The sequence below is a fragment of the Rhizobium sp. Leaf453 genome (assembly GCF_001425605.1).
Classification (GTDB): Bacteria; Pseudomonadota; Alphaproteobacteria; order Rhizobiales; family Rhizobiaceae; genus Pararhizobium.
In genome coordinates, this window is sequence record NZ_LMRG01000023.1 from 625,442 (window position 1) to 639,566 (window position 14,125).

Genomic DNA, 14,125 nt, shown 5'->3' on the forward strand with positions numbered 1-14,125 from the left:
TTTCGAAAGGTCTTTGCCGGTCGCTCTCTTCCAGGGCGGCCGGTTTTCTTTTGTCCGCTGGACAGGGGTTTGCCCGAACGATAAAAGCCTGTGTTCCAAATGGATGGCAGGGGATCGGCGGACGGCTGGTGACCTGCGGTCTTCAAAAGTTTTCCGGTTCGCGGCTCAGCCTGGCAGGCTGCGGACGGTCCGATGCAAGAGGTAAGGGCGCAATATGAGCGGCGTGAATGAAATCCGGTCGACGTTCCTCGACTACTTCAAAAAGAATGGTCACGAGGTCGTATCGTCAAGCCCGCTGGTGCCGCGCAACGACCCGACCCTGATGTTCACCAATGCCGGCATGGTGCAGTTCAAGAACGTCTTCACCGGCCTAGAACAGCGCCCCTATTCGACGGCCGCGACAGCGCAGAAATGCGTGCGTGCCGGCGGCAAGCACAACGACCTCGACAATGTCGGCTATACTGCGCGCCATCACACTTTCTTCGAAATGCTCGGCAACTTCTCCTTTGGCGATTATTTCAAGGAACGCGCCATCGAGCTTGCCTGGAACCTGATCACCAAGGACTTCGCCATCGATGCGAAGCGCCTTCTGGTCACTGTCTATCACACCGATGACGAGGCTTTCGGCCTGTGGAAGAAGATCGCCGGCCTGTCCGACGACCGTATCATTCGCATCCCGACCAGCGACAATTTCTGGGCGATGGGCGATACCGGTCCTTGCGGCCCGTGCTCGGAAATCTTCTATGACCATGGCGACCATATCTGGGGCGGCCCGCCCGGCTCGAAGGAAGAGGACGGTGACCGGTTTATCGAAATCTGGAACCTCGTCTTCATGCAGTACGAGCAGGTGACGAAGGAAGAGCGCATCAATCTGCCGCGTCCGTCGATCGATACCGGCATGGGCCTGGAGCGTGTTGCCGCCCTGTTGCAGGGCAAGCACGACAATTATGACATCGACCTGTTCCGTGCGCTGATTGCTGCCTCGGAAGAGGCAACCGGCGTCAAGGCCGAAGGCGACCGCCGCGCCAGCCACCGCGTCATCGCCGACCATCTTCGCTCGTCTGCCTTCCTGATCGCCGATGGCGTCCTGCCGTCGAACGAAGGTCGTGGCTACGTGCTTCGCCGCATCATGCGCCGAGCCATGCGCCATGCGCAATTGCTCGGCGCACGTGATCCGCTGATGTGGAAGCTGCTCCCGGCGCTGGTTGGCCAGATGGGCCGTGCCTATCCGGAGCTTGTCCGCGCCGAAGCGCTGATTTCCGAAACGCTGAAGCTGGAAGAAACCCGCTTCCGCAAGACGCTGGAACGTGGTCTTGGCCTGCTGTCCGATGCGACCGCCGATCTTTCCGAAGGTGGCCAGCTGAATGGCGAAACCGCTTTCAAGCTGTATGACACCTATGGCTTCCCGCTCGACCTGACGCAGGACGCCCTGCGCGCCCGCGGCATCGGCGTCGATACCGATGCGTTTTCTGCCGCGATGCAGCGCCAGAAGGCGGAAGCCCGCGCATCCTGGTCCGGCTCCGGCGACAAGGCGACCGAGACGATCTGGTATGAACTGAAGGAAAAGCTCGGCGCGACGGAGTTCCTGGGTTACGACACGGAAACGGCTGAGGGCGTCGTTCAGGCGATCGTGCGCGACGGCAAGGCCGTCGAGAGCGCCGCAAAGGGCGACACCGTCCAGCTCGTTCTGAACCAGACGCCGTTCTACGGCGAATCCGGAGGCCAGATGGGCGATACCGGCGTGATCTCCACCGATGGCGCGAAGCTGTCCGTTACCGACGTGCAGAAGCGCGGCGAAGGCCTGTTCGTCCACGCCTGCATCGTCGATGAAGGCACGGTCAAGGTCGGCGATGCCGCGGCTCTTACCGTCGATCACGCCCGCCGTTCACGCCTGCGCGCCAACCATTCGGCCACCCATCTGCTGCACGAAGCCCTGCGCGAAGTCCTCGGCACGCATGTGGCCCAGAAGGGCTCGCTGGTGGCACCCGAGCGCCTGCGTTTCGACGTCTCGCATCCGAAGCCGATGTCGGCCGACGAGTTGAAGGTCGTCGAGGACATGGCCAATGAGATCATCGTGCAGAACACGGCGGTGTCCACGCGCCTGATGAGCGTCGATGATGCGATCGCGGAAGGCGCCATGGCGTTGTTCGGTGAAAAGTATGGCGACGAGGTTCGCGTCGTGTCGATGGGGCAGAGCATTCACGGCTCCAAGGCCAATCGTCCCTATTCTGTCGAACTCTGCGGCGGCACCCATGTCGGCGCGACCGGTGAGATCGGTCTTGTGCGCATCGTCGGCGAAAGCGCCGTCGGCGCCGGCGTTCGCCGTCTCGAAGCGCTGACCGGTGCTGCGGCGCTGGTCTATCTCAACGAGCAGGACGATCGGGTGAAGACGCTGGCCTCGACGCTCAAGGTCCAGCCGGCGGATGTTCTGAGCCGCGTCGAAGCGTTGATGGACGAGCGCCGCAAGCTGGAACGCGAACTGAACGAGGCCAAGAAGAAGCTGGCATTGGGCGGCGGCGATGCCGGTGGCTCCGCCGATCAGGTTCAGGAGATCGGCGGCGTCAAGTTCCTCGGCAAGGTGGTGACCGGCGTCGAGCCGAAGGACCTGAAGAGCTTGGCCGATGATGGCAAGACCAGCCTCGGCTCAGGCGTCGTCACCTTCGTTGGCGTTTCGGAAGACGGCAAGGCAAGCGCCGTTGTCGCCGTGACCGACGATCTTGTCGCGCGCTTCAGCGCCGTCGATCTTGTCCGCATCGCCTCTGCCGCCTTGGGCGGCAAGGGCGGCGGCGGCCGGGCCGATATGGCTCAGGCCGGTGGCCCGGATGGTGCCAAGGCCAAGGAAGCGATCGACGCGGTCGGCGCGGCACTGGCCGGTTAATTCGGCCTGCGCCTCTTGAAACACATCGGGAAACCGGGCTGAAAGGTCCGGTTTTTCTTTTGCCCGGTAGTGCTGATATTCATGGCTCGCAGCCAAGTCCGCAGGATTTATCAAATCCGGATGTGGTTCTGTCAGGCCGTTCGACTTGTGTGAGGATCGGCATGAAGGAAGGCAGCATCTGGGCGGTTTACGAGCAGCGTTTGCGGCGCGTATCTGCCTATATCCATGATCATCTGGACGAGGAGCTTGATCTCGATCGGCTCTCCGCTATCGCCTGCCTTTCGCCGCATCACTGGCACCGGATTTACCGGGCCGTGCACGGCGAGACGCTGGCCGCGACCGTCAAGCGGCTTCGGCTGCATCGAGCGGCGGGTGATCTGGTCAGCACAACTCTTTCCGTCGAGGAGATCGCAAGACGAACAGGCTATCCCAACCTGCAATCCTTCAACCGGATTTTCAAATCGGTGTTCGGCATGCCGCCGGCCCTTTATCGCAGGGACGGCAGCCATACGGTCTTTCAATCGACAAACGGAAAGGGACTTGGTGGAATGTACGACGTCACGATGAAAACGATTGCCCCGCGCGAATTGATCGGGGTGAGCCATACCGGCTCCTACATGGGGGTCGGCCGCGCCTTCGAAACCCCGGGCGGCACACTGCAGGCGCGGCAGCTTTTCCGGCCGGACATGAAGATGATCGGTGTCTATCTCGACGATCCCGATCTGGTGCCCGAAGACAAGCTGCGGTCCTTCGCCTGCGTCACCGGCGGCGTGGATGTGCCGGCCAAGGCCCCGCTCGTCCACCGTCAACTCGACGGCGGCGACTATGCGGTGCTGCGCCACAAGGGACCATATGCCGATATGCACAAGGCCTATCAATGGCTCTACGGCGAATGGCTGCCGATCTCCGGCCGGGCTGTGCGCGACACCGTGGTGTTCGAGGAATATATCAACAATCCGCGCGATGCAGCGCCGACGGAGCTGCTGACCGATATCTACTTGCCGTTGAAATAAAAAGAGAATCCCCGATCGAGCCTGTTCGTTCGGGGATCCTTTAATCGCTGATGAGCCGGCTAAGTAAATCTCCGATTCTCATCCGGTATGGCTTTTCAGGAGAAGAGACCCCAGTGTTTCAGGCCGTCGAGAACACCGTCGGCCATCATTTCGTCCGAGCAGTAGACGTTCGATCGGTTGTCGCTGACGGATTTCAGCTCGGGCAGGGCATTGCCGACGATGATGCCGCGCACGCCCGGCGGTTTGAACATGCTCTGGTCATTGCCGGTATCGCCGGCGACGACTACGTCATCATGGGTGAGGCCAAGCTGTCGGCAGAGCCACGACAGAGCCGCGCCCTTGTCGATTCCAGCCGGCAGGATATCGAGATCCCGGTTGCTGGAATAAACGAGACGAGCAGCAAGACCGACATCGGCAAGCTGTTGCTCGATACCAGTCAGGAGCGCAGTGTCGGCATCGTGCAGATACCAGCTGGATTTCTGCGCATGCTGGTATTCGTCAGACTGGATGCGGAGATCGGAAACATCCCGAAGTGTCTCCGCGATCAGATCGCGATCGAAACCTGAACCGATAGACCGAGCGTAGAGATCGCCGTGAGACGGTTCCGCCTCATTGTGCAGCATCGTGCCGACGCCTCCGATATAGATATCCGGAGTCGGCAGCGCCGTGGTGGCGATGAACGCACGCTGGTCCTCGATCAACCGGCCGCTGTTCAGCACCAGCAATGGCCGACGATCAGGCGGCAAGCTTTCCCAGGCCTCGCGAAACCGCACTTCAGCCGGCCGGTTTCCAGCCAGCGTCCCGTCTATATCGCTGCAAACGATCCGGACGGGCCTCAATCTCCGTCCGTCCACGGCTCGGCCCATTCGTTGTCATCCATCGCCTGCGGCATCGGCCGCCCTTCCACGACCCCGATCAACTGCTGGGCAATGCCAGTCCAGGTGAAGAGGCTGCGCGCCTTGTGGGCGCCCATGCGTGACAGCCGGCCATAGAGCCGCTCGTGTTTCAGTGGTTTCATCATGGTGATGCCGAGATCGTATTTGTCGAACGGATCGGCAAACAGCGCATGGCGGCCATAGCTGATGGCGCGGAATAGGCCGCCATGAATGGTGATCACCGTCGGCGTGCCGCTGGCCATCGCTTCGATCGCCGTCATGCCGAAAGGCTCATAACGGCTGGAGAGCACAAAGATGTCGGCGGCGCGGTAGAAGTCCGGCAGGTCTTCCTCTGTCACAAAGCCGGAAAAGACCACCTTGTCCTCCAAGCCGAGTGTTGCAACGCGCTCCTTCAGTTGTGTGAATATCGCTGTATCCTGGGCGTCCATGTTTTCACCGCCGACGGCAAGGTGAAGCCGCGCTTCGGGTTCGCGTTCGGCCAGAACGGAAAAGCCATCGATCAACAGATCATAACCCTTGTTGGTGGCCAGACGGCCCATGGCCATCACCACCTTGCCCTCGAAGCCGAAACGCTGCCGCGCCATTTCGCGCGTCGCCCGTGAAACCGGGAAGAAGCGATTGTCGTCATAGCCGGGCGGGATCATGTGTACCCGGTCGCGCGGAAGATTGTAGTCGTTGACCAGAACCTCGACCTGGATCGGCGTCGTTGCGATGACCATGCTGCAGGAACGGTAGATGATCAACTCGTGCTTGATCCGTTCGGAAAAGTTGAACTCCTTTTCGAACGTATCCGCCTTGTCCGGATAGTCAGTTTCCATCTGCCTCTTTTTCCAGAGGCCGAGCGAATGCGGCGTGTGGATATGGGTGACACCCAGGGCTTCGGAAACACGCTGTCCGGCAATGCCGGCATCCCAGTAATGGCTGTTGATCAGCGTGTAGGTAAAGTTGTTGCGACGGATGAAACGGACGGCATTTTCACACCATTCCATCAGGTGCTTGTAGAGATATTCCTTGGGGATGAAATCCGGTCCGCCGCAGGGAATGCGGATGACGCGCACGCGCTCGTCGACCTCGTCGAATTCCGGCTGGTCCTCGAAGCGGCGGGTGTAGATGTCGACTTCATGGCCGAGCAACGCCAGCTTGCGCGCCAGTTCGATGACGTAAACCACCTGTCCGCCGGTATCGGCGGCTCCCAGCGGCGGTTCAGCGGCGACATATCCGTGGGTGGAAATCAGGGCGATGCGTGGCAGGTTCGATGTTTTCTCGGAGGAGGTCATATATCCATTTCGCGATTGTTCGGAAATTTGCATGCAGTGCAGCATGCGACAGGTGCATTTCGCCAACGAACTGAGACGCGAAAGGTTCCGAAAAAATCCCGCATTCTTCTATTGATCGTTTAATGTATTGATTTCTTTTGATAAAAATTCGACATACAGCCTCTGGAATTCATGGGCGAGGGGCATAGTTTGCCCTGTGTCGTATTCACTGAAGCTAGGAGGGGAAATGACCGACCACCCGATTACGATCCAGCGCTCGAAAATGAAGACCGCCATGCTGCTGCTCGGCGCCATCCTGTTTGTCGCCGGTAGTATATGGATTGCGCAGATTGGTTATGCCGAACAGGGTGCCGGATCGTTCGAACTGTTCATGGGCGTCATCGGTGCGCTGTTCTTCGGCGCTTGCGGCATCCTGCTGGTGCCGAGGCTGTTCGAGACCAAGCCGGTCATCGAGTTCACCGAGAATGGCCTGATCGCTCGCGACGTGTCGCCGAACCCGATCCATTGGCGTGACATTCTTGCCGTGCGCCTTGTCGATTACCGCAAGCAACCGATCATCGAACTGCTCCTCTCGCCCGAAGCAGAGAAGACGCAGCAGTTTACGCGTACGGTTCGGATGACGCGTTCAGCCAATAGAGGCCTCGGCTTTGAAGGCGTGTGCATGAGTGGCGCAGGCTTGTCGCGTCCGCCAGCCGAGGTGGTCGGGCTCATTGGAAGCTGGGCCGAGGCGTTTCATGCGCGGGGAACGGCACCGCAAGCCGGATAACCTTTGAGCAAATATTCCAGCTCAAAGAAAAACCCGGCACAGCCGGGTTTTTCATGTTCAGCTTTGGCGGGATTATCTTCAGGCAGCCATGGCCTTGCGCAGGTTCTCGTCGATCTTGTCGAGGAAACCGGTGGTCGAGAGCCACGGCTGGTCCGGGCCGATGAGGAGCGCCAGGTCCTTGGTCATGAAGCCGGCTTCGACGGTATCGACGCAGACCTTTTCCAGGGTTTCGGAGAACTTGGCCAGTTCGGCGTTGTCGTCAAGCTTGGCGCGGTGCGAGAGACCCCGGGTCCAGGCGAAGATCGAGGCGATCGAGTTGGTTGAGGTTTCCTCGCCCTTCTGGTGCTGGCGGTAGTGACGCGTCACTGTGCCGTGGGCGGCTTCGGCTTCGACCGTCTTGCCATCCGGCGTCATCAGAACCGAGGTCATCAGGCCGAGCGAGCCAAAACCCTGCGCGACAATGTCGGACTGGACGTCGCCGTCATAGTTCTTGCAGGCCCAGACATAGCCGCCGGACCACTTGAGCGCGGAGGCAACCATGTCGTCGATCAGGCGGTGTTCGTACCAGATCTTCAGTTCCTTGAACTTGTCGGCGAATTCCTCGTCGAACACCTTCTGGAAAATATCCTTGAAGCGGCCGTCATAGACCTTGAGGATGGTGTTCTTGGTCGAAAGGTAGACCGGCACCTTGCGCTGGATACCGTAGTTCAGCGAGGCGCGGGCGAATTCGGTGATCGAATCGTCGAGGTTGTACATGCCCATGGCGACACCGGCGGACGGTGCATCGAACACGTCGTATTCGATTTCCTTGCCGTCTTCACCGACGAACTTCATCGTCAGCTTGCCCTTGCCCGGGAACTTGAAGTCTGTGGCGCGGTACTGGTCGCCGAAGGCGTGACGGCCAACGATGATCGGCTTGGTCCAGCCGGGAACGAGGCGCGGCACGTTCTTGCAAATGATCGGCTCGCGGAAGATGACGCCGCCGAGGATGTTGCGGATCGTGCCGTTCGGCGACTTCCACATCTTCTTCAGCTTGAACTCTTCAACGCGGGCTTCATCCGGGGTGATGGTCGCGCACTTGACGCCGACGCCATGCTTCTTGATGGCGTTCGCCGCATCGATCGTCACCTGGTCGTCGGTGGCGTCGCGGTTTTCCATGCCGAGGTCGTAATATTCCAGATCGATATCCAGATAAGGATGGATCAGCTTATCCTTGATGAACTGCCAGATGATGCGGGTCATTTCATCGCCGTCGAGTTCGACGACCGGATTGGCGACCTTGATCTTTGCCATATGCAAAACCTCTTGATGGGAGTGAACGAACCGGGGTTGCGCCCCTATAGCATCCAGTTGACGCAAGGCAAAGGCAGACAGCGCTTAAAGCGGCAATCGCACCGCTAAACTTTCGGCGGATGGAAGATTTTGACGGTGGCGAGCGTTCAGTGACCGGAAGCAATCCTTGGAAAGGTGCCTTGCGCCCGCTTCTCACGCTTGAGATCTTCGCGGATCAGAATGCTTTCGGCGTCCAGCGACGCGATGGTGGTGTCGCGGTCGGTCGGCACCAGTCCATCAAGTTGCAGGGCTAGGTAGCGGCTGCAGCAAACGCGCAGGAAGGATGTGAAATTCTCGAGCGCGTGGCCTTCCTCCACTGATTCCCCGTAGAGCTTTCCGATCAGGCGGCCAACCGACATGTGATCGCGATCGGCGATATCCTCGAGGACGGACCAGAAGAAGCTTTCAAGCCGGATGCTGGTTGCGACCCCGTGGATCCGCACCGAACGGGTGACGCCTTGCCAGAGCGCCGGATCGGCGCCGATAAACAGCCTGCACATCAATTCCTCCCAGAATGTGTCATGCCTGATGCATTTGGCAAAGTGTCCGCCCTCCGGTGCGGTTTGGCAAGACGGATCAGGCTGCAGAGCGCAGTGGCTCGCCGTGGCTGATGCGAGTGCCGAGCACAGTCAGGAACTGGCTGATCCAGGCAGGATGGGCGGGCCATGCCGGTCCGGTCACCAGATTGCCATCAGTCACAGCCTGATCGATGCCGATCTCCGCATAGGTGCCGCCGCCAAGCTCGACATCATAACGGCAGGCCGGATAGGCCGAACATGTGCGGCCCTTGAGGACGCCGGCGGCGGCCAGAAGCTGCGCGCCGTGGCAGATCGCAGCGACCGGCTTGCCCGCATCGAAGAAGTGGCGAACGGCGGCGATGACATCGCCGTTCAGCCGAAGATATTCCGGCGCGCGGCCGCCGGGGATCACCAGCGCGTCGTAATCTGCTGCCCGCACATCGGCGAAGGTTGCATTCAATGTGAAGTTATGGCCGCGCTTCTCCGAATAGGTCTGGTCACCTTCGAAGTCATGGATTGCCGTGGCAATGTGCTCGCCCGCCGCCTTGCCAGGGCAGACGGCGTGAACGGTATGGCCAACAGCCAGAAGCGCCTGGAAGGGCACCATGGTTTCATAGTCTTCGGCGAAATCGCCGCAGATCATCAGGATTTTCTTGCCGCTCATCGTTTCCTCCATCGCGTTGCGTGCGAAGGCAGAATGTCACGCAGGGCCGGGGAGCGGGTATTATCGGGATACTACATCTGTCACCTTGCCTATGGCGTCTCGCGCTTTCCTGCCGAAAGGTCTAAGAGGGTCGCAACACAGCCTCGCCCCTGGAGATTTCCATGAAACGCCGCCTGATTCTGCCCCTGTTCTTCTCGCTCGCCTTCTCTGCCCAGGCCGCCGATCCCGTCGCGCCGGTGAAGGAAATCATGGACGAGGCGGTCAGTGGCTGGTCGGAAAATCCGGGTGAGGGAGAGGACTATTTTTCGGCTGCCCGACTTGGCCGGATCTACAGCGCGGATTTCGACAAGGTCTATCAGGCTGCAGCAAAATTCCCCGCCTATGACGAGGGCGATTCGCCGTTCGATTACGATGTCATTGTCAGCGGCCAGGACAGCTGCTCGATCAACGAACTCTCCATTGCACCGGGACCTGAAACGGCCGGCAAGACCGATGTGAAGGTGACCTTCGACAACACCCATTGCTTCGGTGAGCGCGCACCCGACTGGAAGCCAAGCGAACTACATTTCATGGTCATAGAGGAAGGTGGTCGCGACGTGATCGACGACATTGTCCGCGCCGGTGATGCCGGCTCGCTCAAGGCCGAACTGCAGGCGATCGCCAGCCAGGGTGCGCAACAGCAGTAGCCGGTTCCGTCCGGGCGTTGGCGGCTTGGCCTGTGCCCAGCGTTACTGACTTTGTATCCGCGTTCGTTGAAGGTGTCCGGATAAAACAAGCACGGGAACGCCGATGAGAATGAAGACGGCATTGATGGCATTGCTTCTGTTGGCCACACCGGCGCTGGCCGATGGCCGGGAGGAGTTGGTTCGCAGTTACGTCGACAGGATCATCGTCAATTCGCTGGACGAGCCCGATCGCCGGGAACCCTATTTCACCGAAATCCAGCTGCTGAACGATTTCAGCGCCGATTTCGTCAATGCCTATGCGGATGCGCTGAAGACGTCGCGCAAGCGGGGCGACGTGGTCCTGTTCGAGGCCGATCCGATGACGGGCGATGTCAACAGATGCCCGATCGGCAAGACCGGGATCTTTGACCGCACCCGCAGCGACACACCCGATATGCTCGAGGTGACGATGGATTTTCCCACTTGCGACAGTGCCGCCGCGCGATCCATTCGCCTGATGTTCTTTCTCAAGAGGGACAAGCCTTCTTCCGGGCCGGACCGGATCGATGACGTGCTGCGTTTCGTCAAAGAGGGAGAGTGGTTTTCGCTGAAGGCCTGGCTGGAGCGGCAGGCGAAACCGTGATTGAGCCAGCCGATTATCTTTTTTGATTTTCTCGCCACTTTGTGCCAGTGAGGCGCCCTGATATCCGAGAAGGCAATGGAATGGCAGGCACAAACAGCGAACGCGTTCTTCTGAAGGAAGGGCCGGCAATCATTCTGGTTCATCCGCAGCTTGGCGAGAATATCGGTATGGTTGCGCGTGCCATGGCTAATTTCGGCCTGTCCGAACTGCGACTGGTCAGTCCCCGCGACGGTTGGCCGAGCGAGAAGGCCCGTTCCGCCGCCAGCCGTGCCGACCACGTCATCGATGCCGCCAAGGTTTACGAGACGCTGCCGGAAGCGATCGCCGATCTCAATTTCGTCTATGCGACGACCGCCCGCGATCGCTATGGCTACAAGCCTGTGCGTTCGCCGGTCATCGCGGCGGAAACGCTGCGCGAGCGCTTCAAGCTTGGAGAGGCGACCGGCATCCTGTTTGGCCGCGAGCGTACCGGCTTGACCAACGATGAGGTCGCGCTCGCCGACGAGATCGTCACCTTCCCGGTCAACCCCGCCTTCGCGTCGCTCAATCTGGCGCAGGCCGTGCTGCTGATGTCTTACGAATGGTTGAAGACATCGATGGAATCGACCGACGAGACGGCATTCCAGGCGCTGCCGCAGCAGCCGGCGACGAAGGACGACCTGCAAGGACTTTTCGATCACGTCGAGGAGGCGCTGGAATCGCGGGGTTACTTCCGGCCAATCGCCAAAAAGCCAAAATTGGTCGACAACCTGCGCGCCGTGCTGACACGCCCGGCGTTTACCGCGTCGGAAATCCGGCTGGTCCGCGGCGTCATATCCTGCCTCGACAGGTTTACCCGCGAACAGCCGCGCGGTGCCGGTGCGCCCGCCGATTCCCGCCATCGCTCCGACGAGCACAAGATCGAAGACCCCGGTGACGATATCTGAGCTGAAGCCCATCCTCGTTTTCGACAGCGGTATCGGCGGCCTGACCGTGCTGCGCGAGGCGCGCGTGCTGATGCCGGAGCGGCACTTCATCTATGTCGCCGACGATGCCGGCTTTCCCTACGGCGGCTGGGAAGAAGAGGCGCTGCGCGAGCATATCATCGCCCTCTTCGGCCGCCTGCTGGCGCAACACGATCCGGAAATCTGCATCATCGCCTGCAACACCGCGTTCACGCTGGTCGGCACTGATCTGCGCGCGGCGTTTCCGCAGATGCGTTTTGTCGGCACGGTGCCGGCGATCAAGCCAGCGGCGGAGCGCACGCGCTCAGGCCTCGTCTCGGTTCTCGCAACGCCCGGAACGGTCAGGCGCGCCTATACCCGCGATCTCATCCAGTCCTTCGCCTCGCAATGCCATGTCCGGCTCGTCGGCTCGGAAAACCTTGCCCGCATGGCGGAAGCCTATATTCGCGGTGAGCCGACGGATGATGCGGCGGTGCTCGCCGAGATCGAACAGTGTTTCGTCGAGAAGGACGGCCGGAAGACCGATATCGTCGTGCTCGCCTGCACGCACTATCCCTTCATGGCCAATGTCTTCCGCCGCCTGGCACCCTGGCCCGTCGATTGGCTGGATCCGGCCGAGGCGATCGCCCGGCGGGCACGCAGTCTTGTGCCGTTGTCGGACGGTTTCGAGCCACTGATCGGTATCGACCCCGCCATTTTCACCTCCGGAAATCCCGATTTCACCACCCGCCGCCTGATGCAGGGTTTCGGGCTGACGATACGGTAAACGAAATCCTTCTTAGTTGTGGGTTCTTTTCCGATCTGGGGCGCAAGCCACGGGAAACGATGGTAAGGCTATTTGCTTGCGGGTTCGTGGCGGCGCATCCGGCATGGCATTTTTGACGAGGTGGATATGAAAGTCGGCATCGATATGGGGACGGCGTCCGATGGCGCATCCGTTCCGCTCGATATCGAGGAACTTCTGGCGACGCGACTTCTGGTACAGGGCAATTCTGGCTCCGGCAAGTCGCATCTGCTGCGCCGCCTCCTGGAACAGTCCGCCCCCTGGGTGCAGCAATGCATCATCGATCCAGAAGGCGATTTCGTCACGCTGGCCGACAAGTTTGGCCATGTGGTGATCGAGGGCGAACGCACGGAGGCCGAACTGATCGGCATCGCCACGCGCATCCGCCAGCATCGCGTTTCCTGTGTCCTGTCGCTCGAAGGGCTGGATATCGAGCAGCAGATGCGCTGTGCCGGCATCTTCCTCAACGCCATGTTCGATGCGGACCGTGATTATTGGTATCCGGTGCTGGTCGTCGTCGATGAAGCGCAGATGTTCGCGCCGTCGGTGGCCGGCGATGTTTCCGAAGAAGCGCGAAAGATCTCGCTGGGTGCCATGACAAACCTGATGTGCCGTGGCCGAAAGCGCGGGCTGGCGGGCGTCATCGCCACGCAACGCTTGGCCAAGCTTGCGAAGAACGTCGCCGCCGAAGCCTCCAATTTTCTGATGGGCCGCACCTTTCTCGATATCGACATGGCGCGCGCCGCCGACCTGCTGGGCATGGACCGCCGTACGGCCGAGATGTTCCGTGACCTGAAGCGCGGCTCCTTCGTCGCGCTCGGCCCGGCTTTGTCGCGCCGTCCACTGCCGGTCACCATCGGTAATGTCGAGACATCCGCCCGCTCCACCAGCCCGAAGCTGACGCCGCTGCCGGAAGCTGTCGCCGATGTTGAGGACCTGATCTTCACGCCGGACCCGGAGGAACTGACCCGGCCGATTATCCGACGTCCGAGCGCCCAGCCGCGTCCGGCGACCGACATTTTGGCTGAGCTCTCCCGTCCGCGTCCCGAACCGGTTGCGCTGGCTGAACCTCGGGCGCCGGTGCCGGAAATGCCGGCGATGGAACGGGAAGCGCTGCTTGACGGCCTGCTTGCCGAAATCCTCGAAAACCCGGAAGCAGCGTTCCGTGCCGATGCCGAACTGTTCCAGGATTTCCTCGTGCGCTGCCGCATCCGCCGCGTGCCCGGTGCGCCGTTGTCGCTGGGCGCATTCCGCCGCAAGATGGCCGTCGCGCGTTCAGGCGTCGACGCGGAGACTGCCGCGAGCGAAATCTGGGCGTCCGCGCTGGAACTGTCCCGCAACGTCACCGACGATTTGCAGGGCGTTTTCCTGCTCGTAGCACAATCCGCCGTCCGCAATCTTCCATGCCCGTCCGATGCCATGATCGCGCGCGCCTATGGTACCCATTCCGCCCGCCGCGCCCGTCGCCTGCTCGGCTATTTCGAGGAACAGGGCCTGATCGTCGTTCACAGCGATCTCTCCGGCAAGCGCATCGTCGCTTTCCCGGATCTGCAGGTGGAAACGGCGCCGGGGGCCGCCGATGCCGTCCACGATGAGGCTGTCACGCGTAGCGCTGCGGAATAACGGCTGGAAAACGCCGAATGCCGTTCAAAGTCGTTGACATTTCCATGACATCCCCCTAAAGACCGCCCCAACGCCGGGCCGAAATGCCCGGTGTTTTATTTGACATGTCCCGTGGATTCTCC

Annotated in this window: 13 protein-coding genes; 8 read left to right on the forward strand and 5 right to left on the reverse strand. The window is 60.7% G+C overall.

The genetic code is table 11. The features are described from left to right. Nucleotides 1-214 precede the first annotated feature (214 nt). Nucleotides 215-2,878, forward strand: coding sequence for an alanine--tRNA ligase (alaS, locus tag ASG68_RS21040; RefSeq protein WP_062580704.1), 2,664 nt, complete (start codon nucleotides 215-217; stop codon nucleotides 2,876-2,878). A 161-nt stretch (nucleotides 2,879-3,039) separates the two neighbouring features. Next, complete coding sequence (locus ASG68_RS21045; RefSeq protein WP_062610075.1) at nucleotides 3,040-3,891, forward strand: AraC family transcriptional regulator; 852 nt, start codon at nucleotides 3,040-3,042, stop codon at nucleotides 3,889-3,891. A gap of 95 nt (nucleotides 3,892-3,986) precedes the next feature. Here the strand turns inward: ASG68_RS21045 and ASG68_RS21050 are convergent, their stop codons facing one another. Then, on the reverse strand, nucleotides 3,987-4,757 hold the full coding sequence (locus ASG68_RS21050) for an HAD-IIB family hydrolase (RefSeq protein WP_082554036.1): 771 nt from the start codon (nucleotides 4,755-4,757) through the stop codon (nucleotides 3,987-3,989). Further along, nucleotides 4,727-6,064 carry a glycosyltransferase family 4 protein gene (locus tag ASG68_RS21055; protein WP_062580941.1) on the reverse strand — a complete coding sequence of 446 codons (1,338 nt, stop codon included), beginning with the start codon at nucleotides 6,062-6,064 and terminating at the stop codon, nucleotides 4,727-4,729. Before ASG68_RS21055 ends, ASG68_RS21050 begins: the two co-directional genes overlap by 31 nt. A 226-nt stretch (nucleotides 6,065-6,290) precedes the next feature. Between ASG68_RS21055 and ASG68_RS21060 the strand changes: the two genes are divergently transcribed. Further along, the gene (locus tag ASG68_RS21060; RefSeq protein ID WP_062580710.1) at nucleotides 6,291-6,830 is read left to right on the forward strand and encodes an STM3941 family protein; all 540 of its coding nucleotides are present in this window, start codon (nucleotides 6,291-6,293) and stop codon (nucleotides 6,828-6,830) included. 78 nt (nucleotides 6,831-6,908) lie between these two features. Here ASG68_RS21060 and ASG68_RS21065 read toward each other — a convergent pair whose 3' ends face one another. The 3 genes from ASG68_RS21065 to ASG68_RS21075 all read right to left on the reverse strand — a co-directional run bounded on the left by ASG68_RS21065 (nucleotide 6,909) and on the right by ASG68_RS21075 (nucleotide 9,344). Beyond that, the gene (locus ASG68_RS21065) at nucleotides 6,909-8,123 is read right to left on the reverse strand and encodes an NADP-dependent isocitrate dehydrogenase (RefSeq protein WP_062580712.1); all 1,215 of its coding nucleotides are present in this window, start codon (nucleotides 8,121-8,123) and stop codon (nucleotides 6,909-6,911) included. A gap of 146 nt (nucleotides 8,124-8,269) precedes the next feature. Next, on the reverse strand, nucleotides 8,270-8,662 hold the full coding sequence (locus ASG68_RS21070; protein ID WP_062580714.1) for a ribbon-helix-helix domain-containing protein: 393 nt from the start codon (nucleotides 8,660-8,662) through the stop codon (nucleotides 8,270-8,272). A 76-nt stretch (nucleotides 8,663-8,738) separates the two neighbouring features. Then, a complete protein-coding gene (locus tag ASG68_RS21075) occupies nucleotides 8,739-9,344 on the reverse strand; it encodes a DJ-1/PfpI family protein (RefSeq protein ID WP_062580716.1) in 606 nt (201 codons plus the stop codon). 161 nt (nucleotides 9,345-9,505) lie between these two features. Here ASG68_RS21075 and ASG68_RS21080 point away from each other — a divergent pair, with 161 nt between their 5' ends. From ASG68_RS21080 to ASG68_RS21100, 5 genes are all read left to right on the forward strand, one after another. Continuing rightward, nucleotides 9,506-10,030 (forward strand): hypothetical protein, encoded by a 525-nt coding sequence (locus ASG68_RS21080; protein WP_062580718.1) that lies wholly within the window; start codon nucleotides 9,506-9,508, stop codon nucleotides 10,028-10,030. 103 nt (nucleotides 10,031-10,133) lie between these two features. After that, a complete protein-coding gene (locus tag ASG68_RS21085) occupies nucleotides 10,134-10,652 on the forward strand; it encodes a hypothetical protein (RefSeq protein WP_156373751.1) in 519 nt (172 codons plus the stop codon). Between the two features lie 80 nt (nucleotides 10,653-10,732). After that, complete coding sequence (locus ASG68_RS21090; RefSeq protein ID WP_062580722.1) at nucleotides 10,733-11,578, forward strand: RNA methyltransferase; 846 nt, start codon at nucleotides 10,733-10,735, stop codon at nucleotides 11,576-11,578. Further along, nucleotides 11,565-12,362, forward strand: coding sequence for a glutamate racemase (murI, locus tag ASG68_RS21095; RefSeq protein WP_062580724.1), 798 nt, complete (start codon nucleotides 11,565-11,567; stop codon nucleotides 12,360-12,362). Before ASG68_RS21090 ends, murI begins: the two co-directional genes overlap by 14 nt. 126 nt (nucleotides 12,363-12,488) lie before the next feature. Further along, complete coding sequence (locus ASG68_RS21100; RefSeq protein ID WP_062580943.1) at nucleotides 12,489-14,003, forward strand: ATP-binding protein; 1,515 nt, start codon at nucleotides 12,489-12,491, stop codon at nucleotides 14,001-14,003. Nucleotides 14,004-14,125 lie beyond the last annotated feature (122 nt).

Coding starts and splice junctions, on each gene's coding strand:
- ASG68_RS21070 (WP_062580714.1), bottom strand. CDS start 8,662: ATGTGCAGGCTGTTTATCGGCGCCGATCCGGCGCTCTGGCAAGGCGTC.
- ASG68_RS21085 (WP_156373751.1), top strand. CDS start 10,134: ATGAGAATGAAGACGGCATTGATGGCATTGCTTCTGTTGGCCACACCG.
- ASG68_RS21065 (WP_062580712.1), bottom strand. CDS start 8,123: ATGGCAAAGATCAAGGTCGCCAATCCGGTCGTCGAACTCGACGGCGAT.
- ASG68_RS21045 (WP_062610075.1), top strand. CDS start 3,040: ATGAAGGAAGGCAGCATCTGGGCGGTTTACGAGCAGCGTTTGCGGCGC.
- ASG68_RS21080 (WP_062580718.1), top strand. CDS start 9,506: ATGAAACGCCGCCTGATTCTGCCCCTGTTCTTCTCGCTCGCCTTCTCT.
- ASG68_RS21090 (WP_062580722.1), top strand. CDS start 10,733: ATGGCAGGCACAAACAGCGAACGCGTTCTTCTGAAGGAAGGGCCGGCA.
- ASG68_RS21060 (WP_062580710.1), top strand. CDS start 6,291: ATGACCGACCACCCGATTACGATCCAGCGCTCGAAAATGAAGACCGCC.
- ASG68_RS21055 (WP_062580941.1), bottom strand. CDS start 6,064: ATGACCTCCTCCGAGAAAACATCGAACCTGCCACGCATCGCCCTGATT.
- ASG68_RS21075 (WP_062580716.1), bottom strand. CDS start 9,344: ATGAGCGGCAAGAAAATCCTGATGATCTGCGGCGATTTCGCCGAAGAC.
- ASG68_RS21100 (WP_062580943.1), top strand. CDS start 12,489: ATGAAAGTCGGCATCGATATGGGGACGGCGTCCGATGGCGCATCCGTT.
- alaS (WP_062580704.1), top strand. CDS start 215: ATGAGCGGCGTGAATGAAATCCGGTCGACGTTCCTCGACTACTTCAAA.
- ASG68_RS21050 (WP_082554036.1), bottom strand. CDS start 4,757: ATGGGCCGAGCCGTGGACGGACGGAGATTGAGGCCCGTCCGGATCGTT.